Origin of the sequence: Streptomyces sp. NPDC058145, assembly GCF_042884245.1 — a bacterium.
Taxonomy (GTDB): Bacteria; Actinomycetota; Actinomycetes; order Streptomycetales; family Streptomycetaceae; genus Streptomyces.
Map to the genome: position 1 here is coordinate 475,112 of NZ_JBHVUH010000005.1, position 26,694 is coordinate 501,805.

Consider the following 26,694-nt stretch of genomic DNA (forward strand, 5'->3'; position numbering starts at 1 on the left):
CAAGGTCACGTAGGCGGGTTCCGGGCGGCCCACTAAAATTTGAGTTACTTAACGGTAATTAGCGTCAGTATCACTGCGTCTTTGGAGCGTGAGAGTCCGTGGCCGGAACGGCTGACTTCGACCTGTACCGCCCGTCCGAGGAGCATGACATGCTCCGGGACGCCGTCCGTTCGCTGGTCGAGGCAAAGATCGCGCCGTTCGCCGCGGCGGTCGACGAGGAGGCCCGCTTCCCGCAGGAGGCCCTCGACGCGCTCGTGGCGAACGACCTCGCCGCCGTGCACGTCCCCGAGGAGTACGGCGGCGCCGGCGCCGACGCGCTCGCCACGGTCATCGTGATCGAGGAGGTGGCCCGCGCCTGCGTCTCCTCCTCCCTGATCCCCGCGGTGAACAAGCTGGGCTCCCTGCCGGTGATCCTCTCCGGCGGCGAGGAGTTGAAGAAGAAGTACCTGACTGCGCTCGCCAAGGGCGACGCGATGTTCTCGTACTGCCTCTCCGAGCCGGAGGCGGGCTCGGACGCGGTCGGCATGAAGACCAGGGCGGTCCGCGACGGCGACCACTGGATCCTCAACGGCGTGAAGCGCTGGATCACCAATGCGGGCGTCTCCGAGTACTACACGGTGATGGCGGTCACGGACCCCACCAAGCGCTCGAAGGGCATCTCGGCGTTCGTCGTCGAGAAGTCGGACGAGGGTGTCTCCTTCGGCGCCCCGGAGAAGAAGCTCGGCATCAAGGGCTCCCCGACCCGCGAGGTCTACTTCGACAACGTCCGCATCCCCGCCGACCGCATGATCGGCGAGGAGGGCACCGGCTTCGCCACCGCCATGAAGACCCTGGACCACACCCGCATCACCATCGCCGCCCAGGCGCTCGGTGTCGCCCAGGGCGCCCTCGACTACGCCAAGGGCTACGTCCAGGAGCGCAAGCAGTTCGGCAAGCCGATCGCCGACTTCCAGGGCATCCAGTTCATGCTCGCCGACATGTCCATGAAGATCTCGGCGGCCCGCGCCCTCACGTACCAGGCCGCCGCCGCCTCCGAGCGCGGCGACGCCGACCTCACCTACCTCGGCGCCGCCGCCAAGTGCTTCGCCTCGGACACGGCGATGGAGGTCACCACCGACGCCGTCCAGCTCCTCGGCGGCTACGGCTACACCCGGGACTACCCGGTGGAGCGCATGATGCGCGACGCGAAGATCACCCAGATCTACGAAGGCACCAACCAGGTCCAGCGCATCGTCATGGCGCGCAACCTGCCGTAGCCGGTCTCGGATCCACGGTCTCCGGAAGGCGCCCCGCGGGGCGCCTTCCGTCTGTCTCGGGGCGCCTTACGACCGGTCGGTCACATGCGGGCGGGGGTGGGTGGGCGTAGGACGGAAGCACACGGGCCCGATCCGGGCCCCAGCCTTCCCAGGAGGAGCCATGACCCAGCCCGGAACCATGACCCCGATGAGCAAGGAGATGCAGGACTGCGTCGAGGCCTGCATGACGGCGCACACCATGTGCGAGGAGACCATGAGCTCCTGCATGCACATGGGCGGCCAGCCCCAGATGCAGATCATGCGCGCGCTCATGGACTGCTCCGAGATGACCCGCATGTGCTCCGACATGATGATGCGCCGCTCGCCCATGGCCCAGGAGATGTGCGCGATGTGCGCCAAGGCCTGCGACATGTGCGTCGAGGCGTGTATGTCCATGCCGGACGACCAGCAGCTCATGCGCTGCGCGGAGGCGTGTCGCCGCTGCGCGGAGATGTGCCGGACGATGGCGGGCGCCCGGATGTGACCTCACGCGCCCGCGTGTGATCAAGGGCACCTCCGTGGTGCCCTTGATCCGTTGTGCGGCAGGCTGGGCGCATGACCGAGACGGATGCGACGGCGGCCTTCGACGCCGCCGAACGGGCCATGTGGGCGGGGCGGACCGAGGCGTACGCCAGGAGCTTCGGGCGGCTGTGCGCTCACACCGTGCCCGCCCTGCTGGACGCCGCCGGCATCGCTGCGGGGACCCGGGTGCTCGACGTAGGCACCGGGACCGGTACGGCCGCGCTGGCGGCGGCGGAGCGGGGCGCGCTGGTGCGGGCCGTGGACGCCGATGCCGGGATGGTCGCCGAGGCGCGCCGGCGCGGAGTGGCCGCCGAGGTGGCGGTGCTGCCCGAACTGCCTTTCCCGGACGGTGAGTTCGACGCGGTGATCGGCAACTTCGTGCTCAACCACGTGGGTCGTCCGCGCACCGCCCTCGCCGAGCTGCGGCGGGTGCTGCGGCCTGGGGGTACCTCCCACGCTTTCGGCAGTGGGGGAGGGCGGATCGCGGTGACGCTGTGGGGCGCCCGGCGCGGGGGCGGGCAGGAGCTGCTGGGCGCCGCGTGCGCGGCGGGTGGCGCCGTACCGCCGTCGTACCTGCCCCGCCTCGCCCCGGACGAGGACTTCGAGCGGACCCCCCAGGGCCTGGCCGGACTGCTCACGGAGGCCGGCTTCGGCGGCGCCGGGGTGGAGGAACTGGAGTGGGACCACCGGGCGACCGTCGAGGAGTGGTGGGGCGGGGTGGCCGGCGGAGTCGGCAACGTCGGTCTGGTCGTGACCTCGCAGAACGCGGAGACCACCGGCCGCATCCGGCGTGAGTACGAGCGGCTGTGCGCCCGGTACGACGATGGGGAAGGGCTGCTCGCCCTTCCCCATGTCGCACTGCTGGCCTTCGGGACCGCCTAGTTGCCGGAGACGGTCACCGTCTCGTCGTTCTTCAGCTCGTCCACGAGGGTCTTCACCTTCGCCTTGTCCCAGACGAGGTTGCCGCCCGAGGAGCCGGAGATCGGCATGTTCATGGACTTGCCGTCACCGCTGCTGACGCCCTTCATCGCCCAGAACATCGACGCCAGGTCCCACAGGCTCATGTCCTTGTCGACGGTGAGGGAGTCCAGGCCGGCGCCCATGGTCGGGTAGAACTTGAACGGGTTGAGGACCGTCGACGGGGTGGCGACCTGGTGGGCCAGCGCGGACAGGAACTTCTGCTGGTTCTTGGTGCGCTGCAGGTCGCTCGCCGCGAAGGCGTGCCGGGTGCGGACGAAGGCCAGGGCCTGCTCGCCGTTCAGGGTCTGCTTGCCGGCCTTGAAGTCGGCGCCCGACCACTTGTCCTTGAAGCCCTGGTCGAGGTTCATCTCGACACCGCCCACCGCGTCCACGATCTTGGCGAAGCCGCCGAAGCCGATCTCCACGTAGTGGTCGATGTGCAGGCCGGTGTTGAACTCGACCGTGCGGACCAGCAGTGTCGGGCCGTCCTCGGCATAGGCCGCGTTCAGCTTCGTGTGGCGGCCCCGGTTCGGGTAGACCTTCCCGGACGTCGACCCCTTGTAGGAGGGGATCGCCACGTCGGAGTCGCGCGGCAGCGAGATCAGGGTGTCGCCGTTGCCGCCGACGTGCAGGATCATCATCGAGTCGGTGCGCTGGCCCTGCGCCGAGCCGGTGTGCAGCTTCTTCTTGTCCTCGGCCGTCATGCCCTTGCGGCTGTCGGAACCGACGATCAGGTAGTTGGTGCCCTCGCCGGTTTCGGGCCGGTCGATGACCTGGGAGAGGTCGACGTCCCGGTTCAGCTTGGAGTCGGCCCAGAAGTAGGTCGCCACGGACGTGACGATGAGCACAGTCACGAGGGTCAGGGCCGTCAGCTTGATCCGCCGCCGCCAGTTCGGGGCGGGACGGCCTCTGCCATAGGGCTCGTCGGGGCCGTGGGGGCCGCCTCCGCCGTAGACCTGGCCGGTGTTGTAGCCGTTGTCGTAGTCGTCGTATCCCTGGCCGTCGACGTACGACGGCTGCTGCGGGACCCCGGCGCCGTAGGGCGGCGCCGACGGGCCGGGCGTGCCGTACGGGCGCTGGCCGGGCGGCACCGCCGGGCCGCGCTGCACCTGACGCATGACGCGGGCGCCTTCCGGCTGCGCGCCGCCGCTGCCGCGTCCGTAGCGCGGGCCTCGGTTGTCGTCGGACCATCCCTGGGGCCAGTCATTCATGCGCCCCAGTGTGCAGGTCCCGGACGTGTGTCTTACAAGGCCTGTCGGAAAATAAGGGCGGCGCTGTTGCGAAGCTGACACAAATTCCGCGAATGTCACTTCGTCATAAGGTAGGGGTCATGACAGATCAGACCCCGGACGCGGATCCGGACATCCCGGGCAAGCCCATATCCGCTTCCCGCACCACGCTCAGCCACATCATGACCCACAACGACACCAACCTGCTGGGGACGGTGCACGGCGGGGTGATCATGAAGCTGGTCGACGACGCCGCCGGCGCCGTGGCGGGCCGGCACTCCGGCGGTCCCGCCGTCACCGCGTCCATGGACGAGATGGTGTTCCTCGAGCCGGTCCGCGTGGGCGATCTGGTGCATGTGAAGTCCCAGGTCAACTGGACCGGCCGGACCTCGATGGAGATCGGCGTGCGGGTGCTCGCCGAACGCTGGAACGAGTCCGCCCCGGCCACCCAGGTCGGCTCGGCCTACCTGGTCTTCGCGGCCGTGGACGCCGACGGCAAGCCGCGCCGGGTGCCGCAGGTGCTCCCGGAGACCGACCGCGACCGCCGCCGCAACCAGGAGGCGCAGATCCGCCGCACCCACCGCCTGGCCCGCCGACGCGCGATCCGCGAGCTGCGCGAGAAGCGGGCGGCGGAGGGCTTCGAGGACTGACCCGGCGCGGCGGGCCCGGCGTCGGCCCGGCGATCGGCGGTCCACGGCCCCCGCACCGGTGAGCCGTTCACCGCTCCCGCGCCGGTCGTGCGCCGGTCAGGCGCCCTGTGCGCACACCACCTCGTTGCCGCGCACCACGCTCTGCTCCGGCCTCGCCGGGTCCCCGGTCCGCACCTTGCGCACCTTGCGGGCGTCCAGGAAGTCGGACCCGGTGGTCACCTTCATCAGCGGCCCCTGCCCGCGCACCGCGCGCAGTTCGCCGCCGGGCAGGGCCGCGGCCAGGGAGCGGGCCGAGCGGTCCCAGCGGGGGTCGTAGGAGATCACCGTGCGCGAGACGTCGTGGGCGGCCGCGGTGACCGGCCGGCGGGTGGCGGCGAAGCCGGCCGCGGCGAGCGCCGCGTCGAGCCGCTTGGCGACCCCTTCGGTGCGGGTGCCGTTCTCCACCTGGACCCGGATCTGCCGCGGGTCGACCTCCACCGGGACCGGTCCGGCGGCGGGCCGCGGCCGTTCCGCGCTGAGCGGCTTGTCCTCGCGCAGCGCCGCGAAGAGCCGGCCGGACGCCGCGTCGTCCCACTTCAGGGTCGAGCCCAGCCCCCTGACCTGGTAGTTCATCTGCCCGATGGGCACGGTGGTGAACTCGGAGGAGGACGGCGAGAAGTTCCGCATCGCCCGGCCCAGGTCGAGCAGCTCGTCGGTGCCGAAGCCCACGTCGGCGCGGACCGAGCCGAGCACCGCCCGGGTCACGTCCCGGAACCGCATGGGGTTCAGCAGCACCCCGGAGGAGGTGGCCCGGTCGATCAGCGCGGCCAGGAAGTGCTGCTGCCGCTTCATCCGGCCCAGGTCGCTCGCCCCGTCGACGTGCCGGGCGCGCACGTACTGCAGCGCCTGCCCGCCCATGAGGGTGTGGGTGCCGGGCGCGAGGTCGAGCCCGGTGTACGAGTCCTTCAGTGGTGTAGCTGTGCAGACCCGGACGCCGCCGAGCACGTCCACGGTCCTCATGAAGCTGGTGAAGTCGACCTCCAGATAGTGGTCGATCTTCACACGGGTCATGTTCTCCACGGTGGTGATGGTCAGCTGGGGGCCGCCCTCGGCGTAGGCCGCGTTCAGCCGGGCGGGGTGCGCGGCGCGCTGCCGGCCGGTGGCCGTGTCGGTGTGTGCGGGCACCTCGGCGTAGGAGTCGCGGGGCAGGCTCACCACGCTCGCCCGCTCCCGATCCTCCGAGATGTGCACGATCATCATCGTGTCGGTGCAGTGGCAGGGCTGGCCGCCGAGGTGGTACGCCCGCCGCTCCCGGTCGCCGATCTTGTCGCGGCCGTCGGTGCCGACCAGCAGGACGTTCATGCCGTGCCCCGCCCTGGGCCGGTTCTTCATGTCCTTGAAGGCGTCGACCCGGGTGATGCCGGCGTCCAGACTGGTGACGACCGCGTGGCCGATCCCTGCCGAGGCGAGGACGACCACGGACAGCGTGGTCACCGCGCGCATCGCCCAGCGCGGACGCCTGGGCCGCATCGTCTGCCCGGTCGGCCGGCCAGACCTGGGCGGCCTGGGCGGCCTGGGCACGCGGGGGGACGGCTGCGGCCGGCGTTGCGGCCTGGGGGCGTCTCCCACGCGCTTGGCGGCGGGGGAGGGGGACCGTGGCGGGCTGGGCAAAGGGAACCTCCGGACGACGGTCGTACGTGGGATCCGTGAGCACGGTAGGCCGATACGATCCTCAGCCCGCCGATCGGTCCCGGCGGCGCGCACCGGTGTCCCCCGTTCGCGGTAACGTGAGCCCCCTATGAACACCAAGCCCGACGTGCGGCACCCCGCCGTGTCTGTGATCATGCCCGTCCTCAACGAGGAGCGGCATCTGCGCGGGGCCGTCCAAGCGATCCTCGCGCAGGAGTACGCCGGCGAGCTGGAGGTCGTGATCGCCCTCGGTCCGTCCACGGACCGCACGGACGAGATCGCCGCCGAGCTGGTCGCGGAACATCCCCGCGTACACACCGTCCCGAACCCGACCGGCCGCACCCCCGCCGCGCTGAACGCGGCGATCAAGGCCTCCCGGCATCCGATCGTGGTCCGCGTCGACGGCCACGGCATGCTCTCGCCGAACTACATCGCCACCGCCGTCCGGCTCCTGGACGAGACCGGCGCGCAGAACGTCGGCGGTGTCATGCACGCCGAGGGCGAGAACGACTGGGAGCACGCGGTCGCCGCCGCCATGACCTCGAAGATCGGTGTCGGCAACGCGGCCTTCCACACCGGTGGCCAGGCGGGCCCCGCCGAGACGGTCTACCTCGGGGTGTTCCGCCGCGAGGCCCTGGAGCAGCAGGGCGGCTACAACGAGGAGTTCATCCGCGCCCAGGACTGGGAGCTGAACTTCCGCATCCGTGAGGCGGGCGGCCTGATCTGGTTCTCGCCGGAGCTGAGGGTGTCGTACCGGCCGCGGCCCAGCGTGAAGGCGCTGGCCAAGCAGTACAAGGACTACGGCCGCTGGCGCCATGTCGTGGCCCGGTACCACGAGGGCTCGATCAACCTGCGCTACCTCGCCCCGCCGACGGCGGTGTGCGCGATCGCCGCGGGTCTCGTGGTGGGCGCCGCCCTCACCCCGTGGGGCCTGGTGATACCCGGCGGCTATCTGGCGGCGATCCTGGCGGGCTCGGTCCCGGCGGGCAGGGGGCTGCCCCTCAAGGCCCGGCTGCGGATCCCGGTGGCCCTGGCGACCATGCACATGACGTGGGGCTGGGGCTTCCTGACCAGCCCCAGGTCTCTGGCGAAGCGGGTGATCGCCTCACGGCGCCCGGCGGTGCTCGAACCCCGCTGACGACGGAACACGAACGCGAAGAGGGCCCCACCTGTCCGAGGCGGGGCCCTCTTCTCATGCGCTCACCGCGCTACCACTGGTAGGGCTTGTAGACGTCCATGCACTTGGAGGTGTCCGAGCCGTTGATGGCGTCGGAGTTGCTCGGCAGGTCACCGGCCTCAGGAGCCGACTTCTTCGGATAGACGGCGCCCGTGCGCCAGTCCGCGCCCACGACGACGGTGACCCCGGACACGTCGGTCGACCGCTTCACCTGGCTCGCCGGGATGCCCAGCGCCTTGGCCACGGCCTGTGCGTCGCCCTGCAGGTCGGCGCTCGGGTAGCGCACGACGGTCTGGTCCGCCGAGACCGCCGCCGAGGTGTCGGTGCCCGCCCTGCCGTACCCGTGCTGCACGAGGACCTGGCCGATCGCGCGCGCCCGGCCCTGCACCGCGGCCTCGGTCGAGGACTGGGTGGCGTTCTGTACGAGCACCCCGAGCTGGGCCGCGTCCATCGAAGGGGCCTTGGCCGGCTCTGCCTTGCCCTTCTTCTTCGCTTCCTTGCCGTTCTTGTCGAAGGGCACGTCGTCGCGGAGCATCTGCCACATCTTGTCCGCGCCGGCCTTCTCCGGCACCACGTGCTGGCCGTTCAGCGGGTCCTCGGCGTTGGGCATCGTCACCGACGTGATGCGGTTGGACGGCACCGACTTCAGCTCCATGCCGAGGTCGTAGAGCTTCTTGACGGTGCCGATCTCCTCCGACACCGTCAGCGACTTGGTGGCCGCCTCGGCCAGGTCCGTCAGCCGGCCGGTGTCGGTGAAGATGCTCTGCTGCCTCAGCGTCCGGACCATCGAGTTGAGGTACATGTGCTGGGCGCGGGCCCGCATCAGGTCGCTGCCCCAGGCGTGCCGCGTGCGCAGCCACTGCAGGGCCTGCACGCCCTTGATCTTCTTCCGGCCGGCCTTCAACTTCAGCCCCGAGCCGCCCCGCTGACTGGGCGTCGAGCGGTCCCAGACATTCTGGTTCACACAGACCTCGACGCCGCCGATGGCGCCCGCCATCCGCACCACGCCCGCGAAGTCGATCGTCATCCAGTGGTCGATGTAGACCCCGGTGAGGTTCTCCCAGGTGGCCAGCGTGCAGCCGGCGCCGCCCCGGGCCAGCGAGGAGTTGATGATGTCGTTGGTCGCCGGGTACGACTTGCCGGTCTTCGGGTCCTCGCACTTGGGGATGTCGACGCGGGTGTCCCGGGGGATGCTGACCATCGCGGCGCTCTTGCGGTCCGCGGAGAGGTGGATGAGCATCTGCACGTCGCCGCGCGGCGGGTTGCCCCGCTCGTCCTTGCTGCCGCCGAGCGCCACGTTCGCGTCGGAGTTACGGCTGTCGGAGCCGATCAGCAGGATGTTCAGCGGTGTCTGGCCTGCCGCGTTCGGGCGGGTCCGCTGCGCCTTGGAGTCGTCGGCGCTGGTGCGCCGGCCCTTCTGGATGTTGCCGTTCAGATGCTCGTAGTACAGATAGCCGGCACCCGCGGTGCCGAGTATCACCACGGTCAGCACGATCGCCGACCAGCGCAGCGCGCGCCGCCGGCGTGGTCGCCGGTCCGTCTTGGGGCCGCCACCTCGATGCCCGCCACCACGCCGTCCGGACTCCTCCGGCGCGCCCGCCGTCCGCGGCGTGAGCGACATCGTGTCCTCGACCGCGGGAGGCTCCCCCCGCACACCGCTCTGCGACAACTCCCTGCCCTCCCCCACTTGCGCCATGCAACGGGTCCGTCCCGCGTCGGGTTAGACGCACGACGGACCCGATGGGTTACCTGTGAACCGCGCTGAACTATGAACTGCCTGAACTATGAACGGTTTGAACCACAGACGTCCTGAACTATGAAGCGCACTGCACCTTGTCCGCCGTGGACTTGCCGTCCACCTCCGGCGCCTTCGTCGGAGCGGTCAGTGAGACGCCCGCGCCCTTGAAGTCCTTGCCCAGGGTCAGCGTCATCGCCGGCAGCCCCTGCGAGTTGGTCACGCTCTTGCCCGGCTTCAGGGCCGAGCCGGACAGGCCCATGACGGCGGCCAGCCGGCGTGCCTGGGCCGCCTGGCCGGGCGCGTACTCGAGCGTGGTCCTGCTCAGTTCGGCGGGGGCGTTGCCCCCGTTCTCCGACTTGAGCACGCCCGCGTCGTTCTGCAGCCAGTTGAGCTCGGCCTGCGCGCTGCCCTGCGGGGCACCGCCGTTGAGGATCCGCACCCGCACCTCGGAGGGGTCGGACTTGGTGCCCTTCAGCCGGGCGGCCGCCTCGTCCTTGGCCTTCGCCTTGGCCGCCTTCCGCTTCTCCTTCACGTCGGTGAAGGAGACGTCGTTCTTGATGGCGTCGAAGACAGCGGGTCCCTTGTCCTGGTTGACGATCACCGTCTTGTGGACGAGGCCGTCGGCCGGATTGTCGACGACGGGCACCGTCATGAACGAGATGTTCTTCGGCGGCACCTTCTTCAGCTCCAGTGCCACGTCCTTGAGCGTGCTCACCGAGCCGATGCCCTGGTCGACGGTCAGCGCCTTGGTGGCCGCCTCCGCCAGCTTCACCAGCTTCGTCGGGCTGGTGAGGGTGTCGCTGGAGGACATCTTGCGCATCAGCGAGGCCATGAACTGCTGCTGCACCTTGATGCGGTCCAGGTCGCCCTGGTTGCCCCAGCTGTGCCGGGTGCGGACGAACGCCAGCGCCTGCTCGCCCGCGATCTTCGAGGCGCCGGCGGGCAGGTCGAGATGCGAATCCTTGTCCTTCACGGCGTGCTTGAGGCACACGTCGACTCCGCCCACCGCCGTGGTCAGCGTCTTCACCGCGTTGAAGTCGACCATCATGAAGTGGTCCGGCGCGATCCCGGTGACCGCCTTCACCGTGTTCATGGTGCAGCCCGGGTCCCGGCCGTCCTGTCCCAGGCTGGTGTTGAACCGGACGCCGCTGGTGCCGGCGATGACCTTCTTGCTGCCGTCGGGCTGGATGGTCTCGCAGTCCGGGACGTCCACGATCAGGTCGCGCGGGATGCTCAGCGCGGTGGCGTTCGTCCGGTCCTTGGCCACGTGCAGCAGGATGTTGGTGTCCGCGTGGCCGACGCTGCCCTTGTCGCCGTACCCCTCGTTGCCCTTACCGGTCCGCTTGTCGGTGCCGATGATCAGGATGTTGAAGGCGTCGTCCTTGCTGAAGCCGTCCTTGGCCGCGCTGACGTCCGTCGTGGTGACGTTGCCCTCGAGGTGCTTGAGGTAGAGATAGCCGGCCGTACCGACGGCGACGAGCACGAACGCCGTGCCGCCCGCGGTCCAGGCCAGCACCTTCTTGGCCGTCGACTTCTTCTTCACCGGCCGCCGGTTGCGCCGCCCCTGCGGCGGCTCGGGCTCGGGCTCGGCGCCACGGCGCCGGCGCGGGGCCGGCACGTCCGCGCCGCGCGCCTGCCGCATCTCGCGCGTCCCACCCGCCGCCGAGTCGCCACGCCCACGCGCCGCGCCACCGGAGGCCCGGGAGCCCGGTCTGCGCGGGCCGGGGACCGCCGACTGCGGAGCGGAAGGGCTCAGTCGCAGTTCGTATTCGCCGGTGTTCGGATTGAGTACCCACTGGTCTGCGGGGTCGATGTTGTCCGCCCGCCCACGGCCTTGCGCGTCCACGGTTGTCCGAATCCTCCGTCGGGGCCACGCGGCGCCTTCCCCCTCAAAGGCGCTCGGGTCTCGGTGAAACAGTGCACGACCCCAGGTCGGACCTCGCGGCCGGGTGCACCGGATCGCTCACACTATCCGCCCAGTTCAGCGTCGAGCGACGGCCGTGACAAATTCCACCTTCCTACAACCGGGCAATCCCCCTCATATTTCTGAACAAAAGTTTGTAGGCCCGGCCGCGCGCCTTACTCACAGGTGTGCTCGTCGGCGGTGTTCCCGCGGAAGGTCGGGGTGGGGGAGGGGGCATTCTTACGGTTTTCTTCCCCGCCGCCGCCGGGAACCTGCCGCGAAACGGCCTTCACCGCGACCGGCTGGTCCGCCCGCAGCCGCGCGAACAGCTTCTCGGCCTCCGGCTCCACCAGTTGATCGCGATTGGCGTCGTAGACGTACGACTTCCGCGGCACCGTCAGGAACTGGACACGTTCGGTGGGGATGTCGCGCAGCCCCCGCACCAACTGGTACAAACCGCGCAGACTTGCCAGTTCCGGATCGGTGGTGAGCGAGGAGGTCGCCGCGTCCAACAGCGGGTAGAGCTTCACCGGGTTCAGCAGCACACCGTTGCTCTGCACCTTGTTCACGAGCGCGCCGAGGAACTGCTGCTGCCGGTCGATCCGGTCGGTGTCGCTGCCGTTGCCGAGCGACTTGCGGGCCCGTACGTAACCGAGCGCCTGCTCTCCGTCGAGCGTCACCCTCCCGGCCGGCAGCCTGAGTTTGGCTGCCTTGTCGTCGATGGGCTCCCGCAGACACACCCGCACCCCGTCGACGGCGTCCACCATCTCCTTGAACCCGCTGAAGTCGACCACCATGTGATGGTCGACGCGGATGTCCGTCAGCTTCTCGACGGTGCGGATGGTGCAGGCCGAGCCACCCACCTGGAAGGCCCGGTTGAACATCGCGAACACCGGCTCGCTGCGGCTGCCGTCCGCCCTGCGGCAGCCGGGGATGTCCACCATCAGGTCCCGCGGCAGCGAGACGGCGGTGGCGCTGCGCCGGTCGGCGGCGAGGTGCAGCAGGATCGTGGTGTCGGACCGCTCGCTGCCCACATCCCGCCCGTACTCCTGGTTGCCCTGCCCGGCCCGCGTGTCGGAGCCGATCAGCAGGATGTTCTGCGCACCCCGCACCAGCGAGGTGGGCCGCTCCCGCTCGTACCGGGCGAGTTCGGCGGCGGCCGCCTCGTCGGCGGTGATGTTGCCGTTGAGCTTGGCGTAGACGACCCAGCCGATCCCCGACGAGGCCATCAGGAACGCGGTCACCCCCAGCGCCGTACTCCACACCCAGCGCCGCCGGTGCCGCCGCGCCAGTCCCTCCCCGCCGGCCGAGGACCCGAGGCCGGGGCCGAGGGACTTGCCTGCGCTGTCGGGCACGTCCGGTCACACCCCTCCATGGCGTACGAGCGTCACGTGCTGCTCCTACGACGATGGCGGGAAGGGACCGGCAGAGCCGCCCTTTGCTACTCCATTCGGGTGACGGCGATGGGGCCGGGCCGGCGCGGGCGCGCTGCCCGGTGGGGGCTCGGTGGCGGCCGCGGTGCCGGTGTGCCCGTCGGGCTCAGTGGCGGGCCGCGGTCACCCGTTCACTCTCGATCCGCTTCGCCAGGCCCTCCCCGTCCAGCAGGTCCAGGTTCCGGCACAGCACCACGGATCCGCCGACGGCCAGCGGCGCGTAGAGCCCCGCGCTGAGCCCGTCCCACGTGTCGTACGGCAGCCCCGACAGCAGCCGCGACCCGGGGCCCGTCAGATCCAGCGACGGCGCCTCGGACAGCGCCCGCTCGACCACCTCGGCCCCGCTGAACTCCGCCCCCGCGACGATCAGCGCGGGCTCCTCGGGGTCCACCGGGGTGAACGGCGCGAAGCGGTCTCCCTGGCTCGGCGCCTCCACGGCGTAGTCGACGAACCCGTCCGGCGTCTGCGGGAACCGCCCGCCGAGCGGCCGCAGCGCGAGCGCTACCCGCTCGCCGCGGCAGGCGCGGGCCGCCTCCAGGGTGTCGGGTCCGCTCACGACGACATCGGCGGAGGCCGGGGCGCCGGCCATGTCCGCGACCGCTCCCACCGACGAGCAGGCGAGCAGCCACACCGCCGTCTGCCAGTGGGCGGGCAGCAGCAGCGCGACCCGGTCACCGGGGCCGACGGACAGGTCGCCCTGCAGGAGGTTCGCGGTCTTGGCCACCCAATTGGCGAAGGTGGCCACGGAGAGTTCCACGCGTTCGCCCGTGGCGTCGTCGTAGAAGGTCACCAGGGGGCGTCCGGCGTCCGCGGCGAGCGCGGAACGCAGCAGGTCGGCAGGGGTGCGATCGGTGGCATTCACCCGCGCAAGACTACGCCGGGGCGGTCCCGCGCACCGAGTGCCGGAGCCACCGGTTCGGCGCAACGGCCGCCGACGCACCGTCAGTTCCCCGATGGCGGCCCACGCCGACCGTGTCCAGGATCAAGGGCATGCGTGGATTCCTCAGCTCCCCGGTCGGTGCCACCTCGATCGGCGTCACCTGCGCGGCCGCCCTCGTCCTCCCGGCGGCCCTGCCCGCGACCGCCGCGTCCCCGCGCGCGGGGCGACCGGCCGAGGCCGCGGTCCCGGGCAGCACCCAGTCGCTGCCGCTGGCCCCGCTCGACCAGGAACGCACCCCCGGAACCGCCCCCGAGCAGGGCCTGTACCGCACCGACGTACGGCACTTCTCGCTCGTCGGCGTGATCTGGGACGACCCGGACACCGCCCTGCGCGGCGCGGTGCAGGTACGGACCCGGTCGGCGGCGTCCGGTGCGTGGTCCGGGTGGCAGGACGTCGAGACGCACAACGAGGACCACGGCGCCGACCCGGCCACCGCCGAACGCTCCTCCGGCCGGGTGCGCGGGGCCACCGCGCCGCTGTGGGTGGGCGACTCGGACGGCGTGGACGTACGGGTGCGCGCCGACTCCGTGCCGGGCCGGGCCGCCGCTGACCGGGGCCGGGGCGGCGACCCGCACCCGCCCCTGCCGTCCGGGCTGCGCCTGGAACTCGTCGACCCCGGCGGCGGGACGACGGCCCAGGGGCCGCAGGCGGACAGCCCCCGCGCCCTCCCCGCACTGAACCGGCGCGACACCGAGCGGGAGATGGACCGCCTGCGGGCCGAGGGCGATCTGGACACCGCGGACGACGCAGCGGACGACGGCGTGCCCCGGGCCAAGCCGTACATCGGGCCACGCCCGGGGATCGTGACGCGCCGGGGCTGGGGCGCGGACGAGTCACTGCGCGGGCGCGGGTTCGTGTACACGAAGAAGATCAAGGCCGCCTTCGTGCACCACACGTCCACGGGCAACAACTACTCCTGCTCCCAGGCCCCGTCCGTCATCCGCGGCATCTACCGCTACCACGTCAAGAGCATGGGCTGGCGGGACATCGGCTACAACTTCCTCGTCGACAAGTGCGGGACCATCTACGAGGGCCGGGCCGGGGGAGTGACGAAGGCGGTCCTGGGCGCCCACACCCTCGGGTTCAACAGCAACAGCATGGGCATCGCCGTCATCGGCAGCTACGGCTCGAGCAAGCCGGCCGGCGCCGCGGTGAAGGCCGTCGCCAAGCTCACCGCGTGGAAGCTCGGCCTCTACGGTGTCAATCCGCGCGGAAAGACATATCTGACATCGGGTGGTGGCAATCTCTACCCGAAGGGGAAGAGCGTACGACTGAACGTGATCTCCGGACACAGGGACGGATTCGCCACCGCCTGCCCGGGCAAGCGGCTCTACGCCAAGCTCGGCTCGGCCCGTTCCAGCGCGGCGCGGTACCAGGGCCGCTGAGGCCAAGGACGCGCGCACCGTCGTCGGGGGAAACGCGCAATGGAGGGAATCCGGGCGCCGATCCCGCCGGACACCGCGCGGCCATCGGGGGCGTCGCCGGCCGGTCTGCATACACTGACCGGCCGAAACGAGAAGTTCGGCCGGTCCCGGCAGGAAGCAGAGACGACAGGTGACAGAAGCGATCCTCCTGGTCGGCGGCAAAGGCACCCGGCTGCGTCCGCTCACGGTGCACACGCCCAAGCCCATGGTCCCGGCGGCGGGGGTGCCGTTCCTCACGCACCAGCTGGCGAGAGCGAGAGCGGCGGGTGTGGAGCACATCGTCCTCGCCACGAGCTATCTCGCCGAGGTCTTCGAGCCCTACTTCGGCGACGGCGCCGCGCTGGGCCTGCACATCGAGTACGTCACCGAGGAGGAGCCCCTCGGCACGGGCGGCGCCATCCGCAACGTGGCCTCGCGTCTGCACTCCGGGCCCGACGCCCCGGTACTGATCTTCAACGGCGACATCCTGACCGGCCTGGACATCCGGGCCCTGATCGGCACCCACGAGTCGACGGGCGCGGACGTCTCCCTGCACCTGACGAAGGTGACGGACCCGCGCGCCTACGGCCTGGTCCCCACCGACGAGACCGGCCGCGTGCTCGCCTTCCTGGAGAAGCCGCAGACGCCGGAGGAGATCGTCACCGACCAGATCAACGCGGGGGCGTACGTCTTCCGCCGCTCGGTGATCGACACCATCCCGGCGGGCCGTCCGGTCTCCGTCGAACGCGAGACCTTCCCGGACCTGCTGTCCGCCGGGGCCCACCTGCAGGGCATGGTGGACTCCACGTACTGGCTCGACCTCGGCACCCCCGCGGCCTTCGTACGCGGCTCCGCGGACCTGGTCCTCGGCCGGGCCCCCTCCCCGGCCGTCCCCGGCCGCTGCGGCGACCGGCTGGTCCTGCCCACGGCCGTCGTCGCCCCGAACGCCAAGCTGACCGGGGGCACAGTGGTCGGCGAGGGCGCGTTCGTCGCGGAGGGCGCCCGGGTCTCCGGCTCGACGATCCTGCCCGGCGCGGTCATCGAGCCCGGCGCCGTCATCACCGACTCCCTCATCGGCAGCCGCGCCCGGGTGGGCGAGCGCTCCGTCCTCACCGGCACGGTCGTCGGCGACGGCGCGGTGGTCGGCCCGGACAACGAACTCCGCGAAGGCGTCCGCGTCTGGTGCGACGCCCACATCCCCCCAGCCGCCCTCCGCTTTTCCTCGGACCAGTAACAACCCCGGCCCAGCACGGCCACACCCAGCACCCGCCCGGCGGCGGGCATGCGTGCCGGAGCGGCGGCGCCCACTCAGCATCGGCTGACGTGCCCGCGTAGTTGCGGATGCGTGCCTCCCCCAGTGCCTTGAGGGCCTGGCGGACGCCAGGGCGGCACGGGCGGGCGATGGGGGTGCCACGCCCCAGCGAAGCCGAGAGCGGGGGAGGCCCCCCGGCAAGCGCGGGCAAGCGAAACACCCCCCGCCCGGCACCAACGCCGAGCACCTGACAAGACCCCAGCCCTACAGCAATCCGATATCAACGCGAGGCATCTTCGGCGCCCGCCGCCCCGGCACCTGCCCACTCAGCAGAATCAACCGAGCCGCCCGATGCCGCTGCCCCGCGTACGGCTCCAGCAGCCGCAGCATCTCCGCGTCATCCGCATCCCGGTTCCGGGCCAGCGCCCACCCCACGATCCCCGGCAGATGCAGATCCCCGACGGTCACCGCGTCCGCCGCCCCATGACTGCGCTGCACCACCTCCGCCGACGTCCACGGCCCGATCCCCGGCACGACCTCCAGCCGCGCCCGAGCTTCGACCGCCGGCATCCCCACCGCCTGCTCGAGCCGCGCAGCGACCCGCACGGCCCGCAGGATCGTCGAGGCCCGCTTGTCGTCGACCCCGGCCCGGTGCCACTCCCAGGAGGGAATCAGCGCCCACGTCCGCGCCGCAGGCATCACCCACATCGGCCGTTCGAACACCCCCGCGGGGCCGGGCGCCGGTTCCCCGAACCTCCGCACCAGCAACCGCCACGCCCGATACGCCTCGTCGGTCGTGACCTTCTGCTCCAGTACCGACGGAATCAGCGACTCCAGCACCAGCCCGGTCCGCGTCAGCCGCAGCCCCGGCCGGCGGTGCCGCGCCAGCGCCACCACCCGGTGCCGGGGCTCGAACGCGTCCGGATCATCGGCGGCACCCAGCAACCGGGGCAACCGCTCCAGCAGCCACTGCGCACCCGGTCCCCAGGCCTCACCGAGCACCTCACCGCCGTACGCGCGCACCCGCAGCGTGCCCGGTCCGAGGGGCGTCAGGGTGGCCCGCCACACGGACCCGTCCGGTGTGGTCCGGAACGTCGGGTCACCGGGCCCGCGCCGCAGCGGACCCAGCACCAGCCCGAGATCGAGCGGCCCCTCCGGCACCCAGCGCCGCACCCGGGCCGGCCCCGCGGCCTGCCGGGGTATCCCGGCAGCGGCACCGGCGGGCACACCGACATGGCCGCCGCGCACGGTCGTACGCGTGGGACGCGGAGCGAATCGTCCTGCCACTGGTGGGTTCCTAGGGTGTGCCGGGGCTGTCCTGAGAGACTAGGCGGTCGCGGGGGACGCCGGACGCGACTGCGCCCACAGGACTCACCGCACCTCGATGAACGCCACCGCGTCCCGCTCCGGCCGCGGCCGCGGCTCCTCGGCCGGATGGCCCACCGCCACCGCCCCCATGGGGTCCCAGTCCGCGGGCAGCCCCAGCACCTCGCGCACCGTGTCCCGGCAGAACATCGTCGACGACACCCAGGCCGAGCCCAGCCGCTCCCCGGCCAGCGCGACCAGGAGGTTCTGCACGCCCGCGCCCGTCGCGACCACGAACATCTCCCGCTCGGCACCGTCCCGCCGCGCGTCCCCGTAGGTGTGCGAGCCGTCCATGACGAGGCACGGCACGACCAGGTACGGGGCATTGCGGAGCACGTCCCCGCGCCGGACCCGCTTGGCGATGGACTCCTCGCTCTTGCCGTCCCGGCGCAGGTCGGCGATCCAGGCGTCCCGCATCGCGTCGAGCAGCCGCACCCGCGACTCCCCGGACTCCAGCAGCACGAACCGCCAGGGCGTGGTGTGGTGCGGGGCGGGCGCGGTGACCGCCGCGGCCACCGCGCGCCGGACCGCGCCGGGGTCCACGGGCTCGTCGGTGAAGGCCCGCACGGTACGGCGCTGGGTCACGGCCTCCCGCACGGCCTCGGACGTGCCGAGCCGGAACATGTCGTCCCGCGCGGTACGCACCAGCGCCCGCGCCCCCTCGCCGTCCTCGCCGTCCAAGACGTCGGGCAGCCCGCGCACCACGGCGACCGGGAGTCCGGCGGCCTTGCCCTTGACCAGGTCACCGGCGGCGGCCAGTTCGTCGGCGGTGGCGACGACGGTGGCGCTGAGCGGGTTGCCGTGCGCGTCCGTGCCCCCGCGCAGATCGTCCAGCACGCGCACTCCGGCGGCGCCGATCGCGACGTCCGTGAGTCCCGAGCGCCAGGGCCGGCCGAAGGTGTCGGTGACGACGACACCGACCCGGACGCCGAGGGTGTCGCGCAGCCCGTCGCGGATCGCGCGCGCGGACGCGTCCGGGTCCTCGGGGAGCAACAGCACGGTGCCGGAGGGGGTGTTGGAGGCGTCGACCCCGGCGGCCGCCATGACCAGGCCCTGGCGGTTCTCGACGATGCGCAGGGGGCCGCGCCGGGCCACCACCCGCACGGTCTCCGCGTCGATCGCGGACTCGCGGTCGTCCGCCCGGACGACGCGTCCCTCCGCCTTGGACACGATCTTGGACGTGACGAGCAGCACGTCCCCGTCGGCCAGCCCGGGTTCGGCGGCGGCGATCAGCTTGGCCAGGTCGTCGCCCGGCTGCACCTCGGCGATTCCGGACGGGGCCCAGACCCGGTACTCGGGGCGCTGGCCGCTCACGCTCCCCGCACCTCCTCGGCCAGTGCCAGCGCCTCCCGCGCCATCTGCGCGGCCGCTTCCACGTCGGTCATCATCAGCGGCACGGCCCGGCAGCGGATCCCGTCCGCCTCCACCCGCTCCACCACGCCCGCGTCGACAGTGTCGACCAGCCAGCCGTCCAGCAGCCCCGAGCCGTAGTGCTCGGCGACCGCGGCGGCCGTCGACTCCACACCGACCGCGGCGAGCACCTTGTCGGCCATCCCGCGCACCGGCGCGTCCCCGACGATGGGGGACAGGCCCACCACGGGCACGCCGGCTTCCGCGATCGCCTCACGGATGCCGGGCACGGCCAGGATGGTGCCGATGGACACGACCGGGTTGGACGGCGGGAAGAGGATGACGTCCGCCTCCGCGATGGCCTCCAGGACCCCCGGCGCCGGCCTGGACTGCTCGGCGCCGACCGGCACGACCGCCTCGGCCGCGACCGAGGCGCGCAGCCGCACCCAGTACTCCTGGAAGTGGATCGCCTTGCGTTCGCCGTCGATCTCCACGGCCACGTGGGTCTCCACGCGGTCGTCGGTCATCGGGATCAGCCGCACACCCGGCTTCCATCGGTCGCAGAGCGCCTCGGTGACCGCGCTCAGCGGAAAGCCGGCGCCCAGCATCTGCGTCCGCACGATGTGCGTGGCGAAGTCCCGGTCGCCGAGCCCGAACCACTCCGGGCCGACCCCGTAGGCCGCCAGCTCCTCCTTGAGGTGGAAGGTCTCGTCCGTCCGCCCCCAGCCCTGCTCCTCGTTGATGCCGCCGCCCAGCGTGTACATCACCGTGTCGAGGTCCGGGCAGACCTTCAGCCCGAAGAGGTGGATGTCGTCGCCGGTGTTGCCGATCACCGTGACATCCGCGTCCGGCACGGCCCGCTTCAGACCGCGCAGGAACCGGGCACCACCGATGCCGCCTGCCAGAACCACAATGCGCATGGGCCGATTCTCGCAGGCGGATACGACATCGTGTCAGGCAGTCACCGGACGCGGCTCGGTCCGCGCCTCGCAGTGCGGGGAACTGTGCATCGGCATCTCGGTCAGGCCCGGGTGGTAGACGTGCAGGCTCACCGCGGGCTCCAGCGCGTCGTTCACCACCTCGTGCACATAACCCGGCGCGAACACCCGCTGGGCGCCGGCCGCCAGCGCGCGCGTGCCCCGCTCGGTGCGCTCGGTCAGCGACCCCTCCAGGACGGTGAGGACACCGGAGGAACGTCCGTGGTCGTGCGGCCCGCTGCCCTGCCCGGGCACCCAGGACAGCAGCCAGACCTCGTAGCCGGGGCCGGTGCGGAGCCGGTGGTACCAGCGGGTGGTGGCGTCGTAGCGGACGAGGTGCGCCCACTGGGAGCGGTCGGCGGCGATGGCGCGGGCGAGGCCCACGAACTCGGCGACGGTGGCGGGGTGCTCGCGCGGCGGCTGGAGCAGGTGCGGGACTTCGAGGATGTCGCCGGCGATCTGGAGGTCGTTGTCGCTGTTCATCGGGTGAGGGGGTTCCTCGGCGAAGAGTGGGGGCTGGGTGTCGCTCTGCGTCCGCCCGGGTCACGGGCGAGGAGAGGTGTCCCGGATGAGGGTCAGGGACAGGGAAACGCGGCCGAGCCGGGATGGACTCGGGAGCAGCCGGAGCGCGATGGGCTCAACAGCTGGGACAGCAACAACAGCTACAGCGCGCGCGTGCGGCACCGAGGGACCCGGCGGTGCGGGTCGATACGGGTGCCAAGTTCGCGAGCATGCCCACTAGGACACCGGCTCACACCCGGACTGTCAACTCGGCGCCCGGAAAGTGCGACATGGTTCACCTCATCCGGTTCATCTGTCAGGTGAAAGGTTTGTTCACCCGGATCCCGGGACACATGGCGCACAACCGAGCGCTCGAGCCTCGCCGGAACGAGATCGAACGCGGGGGCGTCCTTCTTCGTACAGGGGACTGTGCGGGGTCCGCGCCCCTCCGGGCCTCTTTCTGTGTGTGAGAGTTTATGACGATTTGAACACTTTCCGCATGGCCTTGGTTCCGCAGAGTGAATAACGGGCTCAATAGCAGATCTCGGCTTGACTCGCCCGGAGCAGCACACTTGTAATTTCACTCGTGTCGTTCAGCCGAAATCGGTAGCGGCTACGCACGGGGACGTGAAGACAGACGAGGGGCGCACATGACCGAGCTGGTGCAGCAACTGCTGGTCGACGACGCGGACGAGGAACTCGGCTGGCAGGAGCGCGCACTGTGCGCCCAGACCGACCCCGAGTCCTTCTTCCCCGAGAAGGGCGGCTCGACCAGAGAGGCGAAGAAGGTCTGCCTCGCCTGCGAGGTGCGCTCCGAATGCCTCGAGTACGCCCTCGCCAACGACGAGCGCTTCGGCATCTGGGGCGGTCTGTCCGAGCGTGAGCGCCGCCGGCTGAAGAAGGCCGCCGTCTGACCGGCGCCCGGTCACCCTCCGGCCGCCGCACCGCCGAGCGGCCGGGCGGCACCCTCGCACACGTCACGAACGGCCCGTCGCCCGTGGGTTATCCACAGGCGGCGGGCCGTCGTCATGGTCAGCCGATAGTGTGGTTGCTCGTCCGAGACGCCCCGCTGTCCCCTCGGGGCACAGGCGTCCACCGCAGTCCATCGAACCGGGGCCCGTACCTCGATGTCCGTGCACAGCCAAACGGCAGCTCAAGACCCGGCTGCCCACCCTGAGTTCCCGCGTCATGTGGTGACCGCGGTCCTCGTCTCCCACGACGGCGCCCGCTGGCTGCCCGACGCGCTGGCCGGGCTGCTCGGCCAGGAGCGCCCCGTCCAGAACGCGGTGGCGGCCGACACCGGCAGCGCGGACGACTCCGCCCAGCTGGTCACCGAGGCCCTCGGCGACGACCGGGTGCTGCACCTGGCCCGGCGCACCGGCTTCGGCCAGGCGGTGGAGGAGGCGAGCCGCATCGCCCCCCTCCTCACCCCCGACGAGCTGCCGTACCTCAGGCGTCCCAGCGGCTGGGACCCGGTCACGCGTTCGTGGCGCGACGACGCCTACGACCTGCCCGAACTGCCGCACGGCGAGCCCGTCCAGTGGCTCTGGCTGCTGCACGACGACTGCGCCCCCGAACCCGACGCCCTCGCCCAGCTGCTCCGAGTCGTCGACAACGAACTCGAACTCGGCCGCGACGACGTGGCGATCGTCGGCCCCAAGCTGCGCGGCTGGTACGACCGCAGGCAGCTGCTGGAGGTCGGCGTCTCCATCGCCAACTCCGGCCGCCGCTGGACCGGCCTGGACCGCCGGGAGCAGGACCAGGGCCAGCACGACCACGTCCGCACCGTGCTGTCCGTCTCCACCGCCGGCATGCTCATCCGCCGCGACGTCTTCGAACAGCTCGGCGGATTCGACCGCCGGCTGCCCCTGATGCGCGACGACGTCGACCTGTGCTGGCGGGCCCACACGGCCGGCCACCGGGTCCTCGTCGCCCCCGAGGCGGTCGTACGACACGCCGAGGCGGCCTCCCGCGAGCGCCGCACCGTCGACTGCGTGGGCCGCACCGCCGCCTCCCCGCACAAGGTCGACAAGGCCGGCGCCATCCACACCCTGCTCGTCAACACCCCCACGGCCGCGCTGCCCTGGGTGCTGCTGCGCCTCGTCCTCGGCACCCTGCTGCGGACCGTCGCCTACCTCGTCGGAAAGGTCCCCGGGCAGGCCGTCGACGAGATCCGCGGTCTGCTGGGAACCCTGCTGCGGCCCGAGCGGATCCTCGCCGGCCGACGCGACCGCGGGCCCTCCCGGATCGACAAGGCCGAGCTGCGCCGGCTCTTCCCGCCCCCCGGCGCGACCATCCGCGCCACCCTGGAACAGGTCGCGGGCAACTTCTCCCGCCGCTCCGACAGCGAGACCCCCTCGGCCGGCCGGCACGGCGGTGCCGTGGAGTCCGGGCCCGGCGGCGATGATGCCGACTTCCTGGAGATCGAGCAGTTCGCCCGGCTGAAGCGGATCGGCCGCAAGCCCGGCCCGGTGCTCTTCCTGGCCCTGCTCCTGGTCTCCCTCGTCGCCTGCCGCGCCCTGCTCGGCAGCGGCGCCCTCGCGGGCGGCGCCCTGCTGCCCGCCCCGGCGAGCGCCGGTGACCTCTGGTCCCGCTACCTGGACGCCTGGCACCCGGTGGGCGCCGGCGGCACCGCCGCCGCACCGCCCTACCTGGCCATCGTCGCGACCCTCGCCTCGATCCTGTTCGGCTCCACCGGGCTCGCCGTCACCGTGCTGCTGGTCTGCTCGGTTCCGCTGGCCGGCCTCACCGCCTACTTCGCCTCCCGGCCCCTCGTCACCTCCCGCCTGCTGCGTGCCTGGGCCGCGATCGCCTACGCCTTCCTGCCCGCGGCCACCGGAGCCCTGGCCGGCGGCCGTATCGGCACCGCCGTCCTCGCCGTGCTGCTGCCGCTCATCGCGCGTGCGGGCATCGCCGCGAGCGGCCTCACCCATGCCTCCGGCGCGCGCGGCAGCTGGCGCGCCACGTGGGCGTACGCGCTGCTGCTGACCGTCACCACCGCGTTCACCCCGATCGTCTGGCCCATCGCGCTGATCCTCGGCATCGGCGTGCTGGTCCTGCGCCGCGGCGACCTCGTCGCCCACGGCCTGCGCTTCCTCGCCCAGCTCGGCACCCCGCTGCTGGTCCTCGCCCCCTGGTCGCTGACCCTGCTCCCGACCGGCTTCTTCACGGAAGCGGGCCTGGAGTACGGCGCCTCCAGCGCCTCCGCGCTCGATCTGCTCGGTGCCGGCCCCGGCGGCCCCGGCACCGTCGACGGCCTGATGCTCATCGGCGTCGTCCTCGCCGCCCTCGCCGCGCTGCTGCGCTCCGAGCGTCAGTTGGGCATCCGGACCGCGTGGGCGGTCGCCCTGGTGGGCCTCGTCTTCGCCGTCCTGTCCAACCACTCCACCTGGGCCGGACCGGCCACCCTCGTCTACGGCATCGCCCTGCTGGCCGCCGCCGCGCTCGGCGCCGACGGGGCACGCGCGCGCGTGGCCGAGCAGAGCTTCGGCTGGCGCCAGCCCGTCGCGGCCCTGATCGCCTTCGCCTCGGCCGCGGGCCCGCTGCTCGTCGCCGCCGGCTGGATGATCGGCGGTGCCGACGGCCCGGTGGAGCGCCGCGACCCGGTGCAGGTCCCCGCGTTCGTCGCCGAGGACGCCACCACCCGCGACCAGGCCCGCACCCTGGTCCTGGACAGCGACTCCACCGCACGCGTGCGCTACAGCCTGGTCCGCGGCTCCGGTGCCCGCATGGGAGACGCCGAACTCGCCGCCACCGACGGGGAGAACGCCAGACTCGACAAGGTCGTCGCCAACCTGGTCGCCGGCTCCGGCGCCGACCAGGCGGGCCAGCTCGGCGGCTTCGCCGTGCGCTACGTCCTCGTCCACAAGGGCGCACCCCGCGAGATCTCCCGCGTCCTGGACGCCACGCCCGGCCTGAGCCGGCTCAGCCAGCAGGACGGCAGCGCCCTGTGGCGCGTCGACCAGCAGGTCTCCCGCGCCACCATCGTGACCGCGGGCGGCACCGGCACCGCCCGGTCCGTCGCCGCCGGGCCGGTGGAGATCCACACCACCGTCCCCTCCGGCTCCGGCGGCCGTGTCCTGCGCCTGGCCGACGCCGCCTCCGACGGCTGGACGGCCACCCTGGACGGCAAGCCGCTCACCCGGACCACGGTCGACGGCTGGGCGCAGGGCTTCCAGCTGCCCTCCACCGGCGGCCGGCTGGACGTCGTGCACGACGACCCGATCACCCACACCGCCTGGCTGTGGGCCCAGGGCGCGCTCGCCGTCGTCCTGGTCGTCCTCGCCCTGCCCGGCCGCCGCCGCGACATCGACGACGACCTGCCCGAGGAGCAGCCGCTGCCCGCCCAGGCCACCGCCGGCGAGGGCCGCCGCGCCCGCCGGCTGCGCGCCCAGGCCGAGGAGGAGGCCCTCCCGGAGCAGCCCGCCCCCGGCGACGTGCCGCCACCTCCGCAGGAAGCCCCGGCGGCCGTTCCCCAGCAGCCGGCCTACGGCGACTGGGACTACGCGGGCAGCGATTACGCCGGTTACGGCACCGGCCAGTACCAGGAGGCCGGGCAGTACCCGGCCGAGGGCTACGACCAGCAGGCGTACCAGCCCGATCCCTACCAGAACGGCCAGTACGACCCCTACGCCTACGGCGGAACGGCCGAGCAGCAGGCGTACGACCAGCAGGCGTACCAGCAGGGTTACGACCCGGCCCAGCAGCAGTACGGCACCGGCAGCGAGCGCCCCGACGGGAGCCAGCAGTGAACCGCACCACCCTGTCCCTGATCGCCTGCACGACCGCGCTCGCGGCCGTCACCGCCTTCGCCGCGCTCGACACCCCGTCCGCGTCCGGCGCGGCCCCGGCCAAGGCGGCCGCCGAACTGCCCGTGGAGCGCACCAGCCTGCTGTGCCCCGCGCCGAGTTCCTCCGACATCGCCGACACCTCGTACACGTCGTTCACGCCCGCCACGAAGGGCACGGCGAGCGGCGGCAAGGCCCAACTCCAGGCGGCCACCGAACAGTCGGCGGACGGCACGAGCGGATCCAAGAAGGGCGAAAACGCCAAGGACAAGCCCGCCAAGCCGCTCCTCACGCCGAAGAACCCCGGCACCCCGGCCACCGGTGACACCTCGGGCGCCGACACTCCCGCACAGGTCGGCACCGCCGACGGCAAGTACGCGCCCGGCTGGACCGTGCAGGAGACCACCGAGGTCGTCGCGGGCACGGGCCGCGGACTGCAGGGCGTCAACTGCACCGCCCCGGACACCGAGTTCTGGTTCCCGGGCGCCGACACGGCCACCGACCGCACCGACTACGTGCACCTCACCAACCCCGAGGACTCGGCCGCCGTCGTCGACATCGAGCTGTACGGCAAGGGCGGCGCGATCAAGTCCTCGGTCACGGACGGCTTCACGATCCCGCCGCACGGGAGCGAGCCGATCCTGCTCTCCACGCTCACCGACGAACGGCAGACCGATCTGACCGTGCATGTCAGCGTGCGCAGCGGCCGGGTCGGCGCGGCGGTACAGGCCCTGGACGACAAGGTGGGCGGCGACTGGCTGGCCGCGGCGGACGATCCGTCCGGCAGCCTGGTCCTGCCCGGCATCCCCAAGGACGCCACCGACGTCCGCCTGATCGCCTTCACCCCCGGCGACGCCGACGCGGACCTCAAGGTCCGCCTGGCCTCGCCCGACGGCCTGATCACCCCGGCCGGGAACGAGACCCTGCACGTCAAGGCCGGGATGACGACCGCGACCGACCTCGGCGACGTCACCCGTGGCGAGGCGGGCTCCCTGGTGCTCACGCCCACCGACCAGTCCGTACCCGTGGTGGCGGCCCTGCGTGTGGTCCGGGGCAAGGGAGCCAAGCAGGAGACGGCCTTCATCCCCGCCACGGCCCCCGTCGGCAAGCGGGCGACCTCGGCCGACAACCGCGGCAAGACCTCGACCCTCTCCCTGACCGCGCCCACGGCCACCACCACGGTCAGGGTCACGGCCTCGGCGGGCAGCGAGGGCGGCACCCCGGTGACCAAGACCTTCACGATCAAGTCCGGCACCACGCAGGACATTCCGGCCCTCGTCCCGTCCGGTCTGAAGGGCACCTACGCCCTGACGGTGGAACCCGTCTCCGGAGGCCCCCTCTACGCCGCCCGCACCCTCACGTCCACAACGGCCGGCGTCCCCGCCTTCACCATCCAGACCCTCCCCACCGACCGAGGCCTGGTCTCAGTCCCCCAGACAGACGAGGACCTGTCCCTCCTGCAGAAGTGACCCCGGGCACCGAGCCCGGGTAGTTGAGGCGGCCCAGCCCGCGTCGCCGCGGGCATGCCGTGGCCGGGGACGGCG

The 26,694-nt window shown here is 72.1% G+C and carries 20 protein-coding genes; 10 read left to right on the forward strand and 10 right to left on the reverse strand.

Going from position 1 to position 26,694, the window contains the following annotated elements:
• Positions 1-98: 98 nt before the first annotated feature.
• The 3 genes from ACFVVO_RS14630 to ACFVVO_RS14640 all read left to right on the forward strand — a co-directional run bounded on the left by ACFVVO_RS14630 (position 99) and on the right by ACFVVO_RS14640 (position 2,699).
• On the forward strand, positions 99-1,256 hold the full coding sequence (locus ACFVVO_RS14630; protein ID WP_390054835.1) for an acyl-CoA dehydrogenase family protein: 1,158 nt from the start codon (positions 99-101) through the stop codon (positions 1,254-1,256).
• Positions 1,257-1,416: 160 nt separating this feature from the next.
• Complete coding sequence (locus ACFVVO_RS14635) at positions 1,417-1,779, forward strand: four-helix bundle copper-binding protein (RefSeq protein ID WP_359551995.1); 363 nt, start codon at positions 1,417-1,419, stop codon at positions 1,777-1,779.
• Positions 1,780-1,850: 71 nt separating this feature from the next.
• On the forward strand, positions 1,851-2,699 hold the full coding sequence (locus ACFVVO_RS14640; protein ID WP_390054837.1) for a class I SAM-dependent methyltransferase: 849 nt from the start codon (positions 1,851-1,853) through the stop codon (positions 2,697-2,699).
• On the opposite strand, the gene ACFVVO_RS14645 is transcribed toward ACFVVO_RS14640, so the two are convergent.
• Complete coding sequence (locus tag ACFVVO_RS14645) at positions 2,696-3,988, reverse strand: LCP family protein (protein ID WP_390054838.1); 1,293 nt, start codon at positions 3,986-3,988, stop codon at positions 2,696-2,698. The genes ACFVVO_RS14640 and ACFVVO_RS14645 overlap by 4 nt on opposite strands.
• A gap of 119 nt (positions 3,989-4,107) precedes the next feature.
• Between ACFVVO_RS14645 and ACFVVO_RS14650 the strand changes: the two genes are divergently transcribed.
• Positions 4,108-4,656, forward strand: a complete 549-nt coding sequence (locus ACFVVO_RS14650; RefSeq protein WP_390054840.1) for an acyl-CoA thioesterase — start codon at positions 4,108-4,110, stop codon at positions 4,654-4,656.
• Positions 4,657-4,752: 96 nt separating this feature from the next.
• Here the strand turns inward: ACFVVO_RS14650 and ACFVVO_RS14655 are convergent, their stop codons facing one another.
• Entirely contained in the window at positions 4,753-6,138 is a 1,386-nt protein-coding gene (locus tag ACFVVO_RS14655) for an LCP family protein (RefSeq protein WP_390054916.1), read from the reverse strand.
• A 295-nt stretch (positions 6,139-6,433) separates the two neighbouring features.
• On the opposite strand from ACFVVO_RS14655, the gene ACFVVO_RS14660 reads away from it, so the two are divergent.
• On the forward strand, positions 6,434-7,462 hold the full coding sequence (locus ACFVVO_RS14660) for a glycosyltransferase family 2 protein (RefSeq protein WP_390054842.1): 1,029 nt from the start codon (positions 6,434-6,436) through the stop codon (positions 7,460-7,462).
• 70 nt (positions 7,463-7,532) lie between these two features.
• Here ACFVVO_RS14660 and ACFVVO_RS14665 read toward each other — a convergent pair whose 3' ends face one another.
• The 4 genes from ACFVVO_RS14665 to ACFVVO_RS14680 all read right to left on the reverse strand — a co-directional run bounded on the left by ACFVVO_RS14665 (position 7,533) and on the right by ACFVVO_RS14680 (position 13,437).
• Positions 7,533-9,122, reverse strand: coding sequence for an LCP family protein (locus ACFVVO_RS14665; protein WP_390054918.1), 1,590 nt, complete (start codon positions 9,120-9,122; stop codon positions 7,533-7,535).
• A 193-nt stretch (positions 9,123-9,315) separates the two neighbouring features.
• Positions 9,316-11,085, reverse strand: a complete 1,770-nt coding sequence (locus ACFVVO_RS14670; protein ID WP_390054844.1) for an LCP family protein — start codon at positions 11,083-11,085, stop codon at positions 9,316-9,318.
• A gap of 233 nt (positions 11,086-11,318) precedes the next feature.
• Positions 11,319-12,497: an LCP family protein gene (locus tag ACFVVO_RS14675; protein ID WP_390054846.1), complete on the reverse strand. Its 1,179-nt coding sequence runs from the start codon at positions 12,495-12,497 to the stop codon at positions 11,319-11,321.
• A gap of 184 nt (positions 12,498-12,681) precedes the next feature.
• On the reverse strand, positions 12,682-13,437 hold the full coding sequence (locus tag ACFVVO_RS14680) for a TIGR03089 family protein (RefSeq protein WP_390054848.1): 756 nt from the start codon (positions 13,435-13,437) through the stop codon (positions 12,682-12,684).
• Between the two features lie 128 nt (positions 13,438-13,565).
• Between ACFVVO_RS14680 and ACFVVO_RS14685 the strand changes: the two genes are divergently transcribed.
• Positions 13,566-14,900, forward strand: coding sequence for a peptidoglycan recognition protein (locus ACFVVO_RS14685; RefSeq protein WP_390054850.1), 1,335 nt, complete (start codon positions 13,566-13,568; stop codon positions 14,898-14,900).
• 169 nt (positions 14,901-15,069) lie between these two features.
• Positions 15,070-16,152, forward strand: a complete 1,083-nt coding sequence (locus ACFVVO_RS14690) for a sugar phosphate nucleotidyltransferase (RefSeq protein ID WP_390054852.1) — start codon at positions 15,070-15,072, stop codon at positions 16,150-16,152.
• A 282-nt stretch (positions 16,153-16,434) separates the two neighbouring features.
• Here the strand turns inward: ACFVVO_RS14690 and ACFVVO_RS14695 are convergent, their stop codons facing one another.
• The 4 genes from ACFVVO_RS14695 to ACFVVO_RS14710 form a co-directional block, all read right to left on the reverse strand.
• Positions 16,435-17,457 carry a DNA-3-methyladenine glycosylase family protein gene (locus tag ACFVVO_RS14695; RefSeq protein ID WP_390054854.1) on the reverse strand — a complete coding sequence of 341 codons (1,023 nt, stop codon included), beginning with the start codon at positions 17,455-17,457 and terminating at the stop codon, positions 16,435-16,437.
• An 84-nt stretch (positions 17,458-17,541) separates the two neighbouring features.
• A complete protein-coding gene (locus ACFVVO_RS14700; protein WP_390054856.1) occupies positions 17,542-18,849 on the reverse strand; it encodes a coenzyme F420-0:L-glutamate ligase in 1,308 nt (435 codons plus the stop codon).
• Entirely contained in the window at positions 18,846-19,805 is a 960-nt protein-coding gene (gene cofD, locus ACFVVO_RS14705; protein WP_390054858.1) for a 2-phospho-L-lactate transferase, read from the reverse strand. Before cofD ends, ACFVVO_RS14700 begins: the two co-directional genes overlap by 4 nt.
• 33 nt (positions 19,806-19,838) lie before the next feature.
• Positions 19,839-20,345 carry a cysteine dioxygenase gene (locus ACFVVO_RS14710; protein WP_390054859.1) on the reverse strand — a complete coding sequence of 169 codons (507 nt, stop codon included), beginning with the start codon at positions 20,343-20,345 and terminating at the stop codon, positions 19,839-19,841.
• Positions 20,346-21,013: 668 nt separating this feature from the next.
• Between ACFVVO_RS14710 and ACFVVO_RS14715 the strand changes: the two genes are divergently transcribed.
• From ACFVVO_RS14715 to ACFVVO_RS14725, 3 genes are all read left to right on the forward strand, one after another.
• Positions 21,014-21,277, forward strand: a complete 264-nt coding sequence (locus ACFVVO_RS14715) for a WhiB family transcriptional regulator (RefSeq protein WP_003975777.1) — start codon at positions 21,014-21,016, stop codon at positions 21,275-21,277.
• A gap of 213 nt (positions 21,278-21,490) precedes the next feature.
• Positions 21,491-25,114 (forward strand): glycosyltransferase, encoded by a 3,624-nt coding sequence (locus ACFVVO_RS14720; RefSeq protein WP_390054861.1) that lies wholly within the window; start codon positions 21,491-21,493, stop codon positions 25,112-25,114.
• On the forward strand, positions 25,111-26,619 hold the full coding sequence (locus tag ACFVVO_RS14725) for a DUF5719 family protein (RefSeq protein ID WP_390054863.1): 1,509 nt from the start codon (positions 25,111-25,113) through the stop codon (positions 26,617-26,619). Before ACFVVO_RS14720 ends, ACFVVO_RS14725 begins: the two co-directional genes overlap by 4 nt.
• The last annotated feature ends 75 nt before the right edge of the window (positions 26,620-26,694 follow it).